The 4232-nt window shown below is 25.9% G+C and carries 4 protein-coding genes; 1 reads left to right on the forward strand and 3 read right to left on the reverse strand.

What is annotated here, in order from left to right:
* Window positions 1-185: 185 nt before the first annotated feature.
* The 3 genes from M2325_RS08195 to M2325_RS08205 form a co-directional block, all read right to left on the reverse strand.
* Window positions 186-497 carry a hypothetical protein gene (locus M2325_RS08195; RefSeq protein WP_259052677.1) on the reverse strand — a complete coding sequence of 104 codons (312 nt, stop codon included), beginning with the start codon at window positions 495-497 and terminating at the stop codon, window positions 186-188.
* 71 nt (window positions 498-568) lie between these two features.
* Window positions 569-1252 (reverse strand): hypothetical protein, encoded by a 684-nt coding sequence (locus tag M2325_RS08200; RefSeq protein ID WP_259052684.1) that lies wholly within the window; start codon window positions 1250-1252, stop codon window positions 569-571.
* Between the two features lie 97 nt (window positions 1253-1349).
* Window positions 1350-2753: a Fic family protein gene (locus M2325_RS08205; RefSeq protein WP_259052696.1), complete on the reverse strand. Its 1404-nt coding sequence runs from the start codon at window positions 2751-2753 to the stop codon at window positions 1350-1352.
* 236 nt (window positions 2754-2989) lie between these two features.
* Here M2325_RS08205 and M2325_RS08210 point away from each other — a divergent pair.
* Window positions 2990-4232, forward strand: a 1243-nt coding sequence (locus tag M2325_RS08210; RefSeq protein WP_259052698.1) for a NosD domain-containing protein, incomplete at its 3' end; no start/stop codon positions are given.

The raw sequence follows: 4232 nt of genomic DNA on the forward strand, positions 1-4232 counted from the left end.
AAACTCTTACTGAGTTACCTGACGAACCTATAACTGTAGAATGGGTTGACGGAGGATTTAAGGTAATTGAGTAAACTCAATTACTACTTTTTTTAGTTTTTTAATATATTTTCAATGTTTTTTAAAACCTATTCAAAATAGCTTAATAATTTTAAAATATAAAAAAATAATAAGAAAAAAGTAAATTAGTAGTTATAATTTGGATTAGGCTCGAATGAAATATTTTTAGTTTCTTTATCAACTTTTACAAGAATTCCAAGATATTCCATTTCATCTAAATCGTTTGAAATCATATATTGTGCCAATTCGTTACAAATTTGAAATATTTCATTATCTATATTATTTTGTAATTTTAACATCTTTTTCTTACTTGTAGCTTCTTCTAAATCTGCTTTAATTAAAGCTATTGTTGTATAATTGTTTATTAGTGTAGCTATTGCTAATTCTTCTTTATCTTCTTCAGTAGCTAATTTATCTAATATTTTTTTGCTAGACATTTTATTTCCCCGGTTTATTTTTTATTTTACTATTCTATTATTATTCTATTATTCTATTATTCTATTATTTTTTATTTTATCAATTTTATTACAAAATTAGGATTTATACTAGATTCATTAGTTGTCGAATAATCAAGGATTTTGGTACCATCACATTTGTTTAATTCTTCGCTACTAAATATATTACCATCTACTTTTAAAACACCATTATGACTTAAATCCTGAAGTTTACTGATAATATCAAATTTGCTAGTGTCTTCTTCCCAGGTATCTTCAGAAAGTTCATCACAAAGCTGTAAAAATGTATAGTTTTCCGCACTATTCGTATAATGATTATTTACCGCATCTATGATATTATTTTTTATTCTAGTCTCCCAAGCCAAATACTTCTGCTCTTCTTCATTGATTTCTTTTTCAACTTTTTCATCAACTTCATAAGAGATTAACTCAAATGAAACAGTTGCGTTTTCTTCAGTTTCTCCATTTTCCTTATCAATTTTAACTTTAATCTTATGGTTAAAAAATTCCACTTCCTCCAAATCGTTTGAAATCATATTATCTGCTAAATCTAACTTTATATTTTTCATTTGTTCTTCTATAAAGCTTTTTAGTTGTAATATTTTTCTTCTATTGGTTGCACCGTCTAAATCTTCCAAAAACATCCTATTTAATTCATAAGTTCTAAACATGTCTATTATATACAATTCTTTAAGGTCTTCTTCTGATAAATTACTTAAAAGTTTCTTACTTGCCAAATTTTCACCATTTATAATTAGGTTATAATTAGGTTATAGTTAGGTTATATTATATTTTTATTGAATTATTGATTTAATAGTATAAATATTATTTTTATTAGCTTTTATTTAAAATTGATATATATTCAAATTTTTTTCCGTTTTTACGTTTCATAATTTTATTATTTTCGACCAATAACTCCAAATCGTTCCTTGCTGTATCGTATGCAACAAAAAACATGTTTTGAATTTCTTTGATAGTAATGTACTTTTCAGGGTTATTGTAAAAATACCGAATAATATCGGCCTGTCTTGAATTTAGAGCCGTATTTTCGTAAAATTCTTCCCCAATATCCACGAGTTCTTTTTCTCGTCGTGATATGTAATTATTCATTTCTTCGATTGATTTTTCAATAGCGTCTAAATTATAATTTATAAAGTAAGTTAAATCATTTTCATCCGTTTCAGAATATAAATAAGCTTTTGCATACTTCTTTTTAGCATTTTTTAATATTCTTGAAATAGCAGTATATCTAAATCCTACGTAACCTCTTGAGAGTACGTACCAATAGAATATCGCCCGTGCAGTTCTTCCGTTTCCGTCGTTAAATGGGTGAATATAACCAATTAAGAAGTGAAGAATTATCCCTTTTATTATCGGCGGTATAAAATATCCATCTTCATCAGAATTTGCAAAATTGCAAAATTCTTCCATTAATCCAGGGATTTCTGCGTATTTAGGGGGCGTATGGTAAGTAATACCTACGTCCAAATTATCGCCTACAACTATTTCATCATTATCCCGATATTGTATTTCATCTTTTTTATCATCTAATGTATCTTCAGTTATAGACCTATGAAGCTCCAAAATAACTTCAGGAGTCAATTGCTCATTGATAATGTTTTCGTAAATGTATTCCATGGTGATATATCCGTTATATATCATTTTCTCGGAATTATTTGTAGGTTTTTTCTGCTGAAGAATCATTTCTTTGGCTTTTTTACGAGTTGTTGTAGCTCCTTCAATTTGACTAGAGGCAATTGCTTCTTCGATTAATGAATTTATAAGATATTTTTTCTTATATTTTTCATTTACATTTTTAAGACCTACATTCATTTCCCCGAAAGTTGCTTTGTCAATTTCATGTATTCGCTTTAATAAAGTGTTTGTTAAACAATATTTAAAACTATATTCTTTTATTTTGAAATTTTGAAATTTAAAAGCCCTTAGTAATTGTAATATGAGCCAAATCTCTTTTTTACCCATGCTGAACGATTTGTATTTTAAATCATCCCAATGAACATAATTTACATTTAATAGTATTTCTTTTTCTTTTTCAGGAACATTTAATTCCTCGCCCTTTAAGATAGAATTTATTAAATTAAAATACTTTAAAACATTTAAAAAGTCTAATTTAAACTTTTTATCATCATTGGCATTTAAATTTATACCATTTTTTGTATTAAGTCCAAAATCACTCATTAAATCTAGCATATTTGGAGGTTTTTCGGGAATTTTCATAATTTCACATCCTTATTACTACTAACTAATAACTAATAAATGCTAACTAATAAATGCTAACTACCAATTTGGTAGATTTTGGTAATTATTGGTATTAACTTATAAAATTTGATACATATATACTTACCTACCAATTTGGTAGATTTTGGTAGATTTTGGTATTAAATTAATCCGTAACTATATATTTAATAATTAAAATATTTTAATATATATTATCTAATAATGAGGGGAAAATAATGAAAATATGTACCGAAATAGTATTTTTTATGTTATTAATGGTAACACTGTTGGCTGTTAATACGGCATATGCAGATACTGAAATAAATAGCAGTGAGTACACTATCAATAAGTCTGGTAAATACTATTTAGCAGAAAATATAATCTGTAATAGTAGTAATAATTGTATATCAATTACCTGTAATGATGTAGTTGTAGATGGTAGGGGTTTTACACTAGATGGGAATAATTCTGGAATAAATGGGATTTATATGATAGGAATGTCTACCCAACTCCGAAATATAACTCTAAAAAATTTAAGGATAATGAACTTTACAAATAATGGAATTTATCAATATAATGCTATTTCTGGTTTAATTAAAAATAATACGATATGCCATAACGGGATGAACGGGATTACAGTTTATAATACATACATCTATGAAATTTTAAATAACAATATCTCTTCAAATAAAGTACATGGTTTTACCGCGTATTATTCAAACAGTAATAACATAATAAATAATACATTAGACCAAAATAATCAGTACGGGATATACCTATACTATTCAATAAACAACATATTAGAAAATAATACTTTATCAAAAAATAAGTGGCATGAACTATATATCGAAAGTTCCGACCGAACTAAAATTAAAAATACCACTATATCTTCAAATGATTCATTAGGCATTGCAATTTTGGATTCGGAATATAATGTTTTAAACAATAATTCATTAAATAGTGGTGGTATATCCATTACAGGTCGTTTTTTGGAAAATTGGAACACTCATACTTTTGAAAATAATACAGTCGACAGAAAACCAATTTATTATTACAAAGATGTTAACAATAGTATAGTACCAGAAGATGCTGGACAAGTAATACTTGCAAACTGTAATGATTTTTTAATTGAAAATATAACCGTTTCTAATCTTTTTACGGGCTTACAAATGGCTTATTCGTCAAATAATACACTAAATAATGTCGAGATATCAAATTCTGAAAATGGAATGTTACTCTTTATGTCCAATAATAGTAGTTTACTAAATAATAAAATTTATTTAAATGAAAATTACGGTATTTATTTACAATTTTCAAATAATAATACAATATATAATTGCAATATTTCAAATAATAAAGATGGATTTAAATTTTTCCTTGCTAATAATAACACTCTAAGCAGTAATTTATTAAAAAACAACGAAATTGGCATTTATTTAAGTAACTTAAACGATAACGCAATATATAACAATATATTCA

This window comes from Methanococcus voltae PS (assembly GCF_024807035.1).
GTDB classification, from domain to species: Archaea; AGJL01; Methanococci; order Methanococcales; family Methanococcaceae; genus Methanococcus; species Methanococcus voltae.

Coding starts and splice junctions, on each gene's coding strand:
- M2325_RS08195 (WP_259052677.1), bottom strand. CDS start 497: ATGTCTAGCAAAAAAATATTAGATAAATTAGCTACTGAAGAAGATAAA.
- M2325_RS08205 (WP_259052696.1), bottom strand. CDS start 2,753: ATGAAAATTCCCGAAAAACCTCCAAATATGCTAGATTTAATGAGTGAT.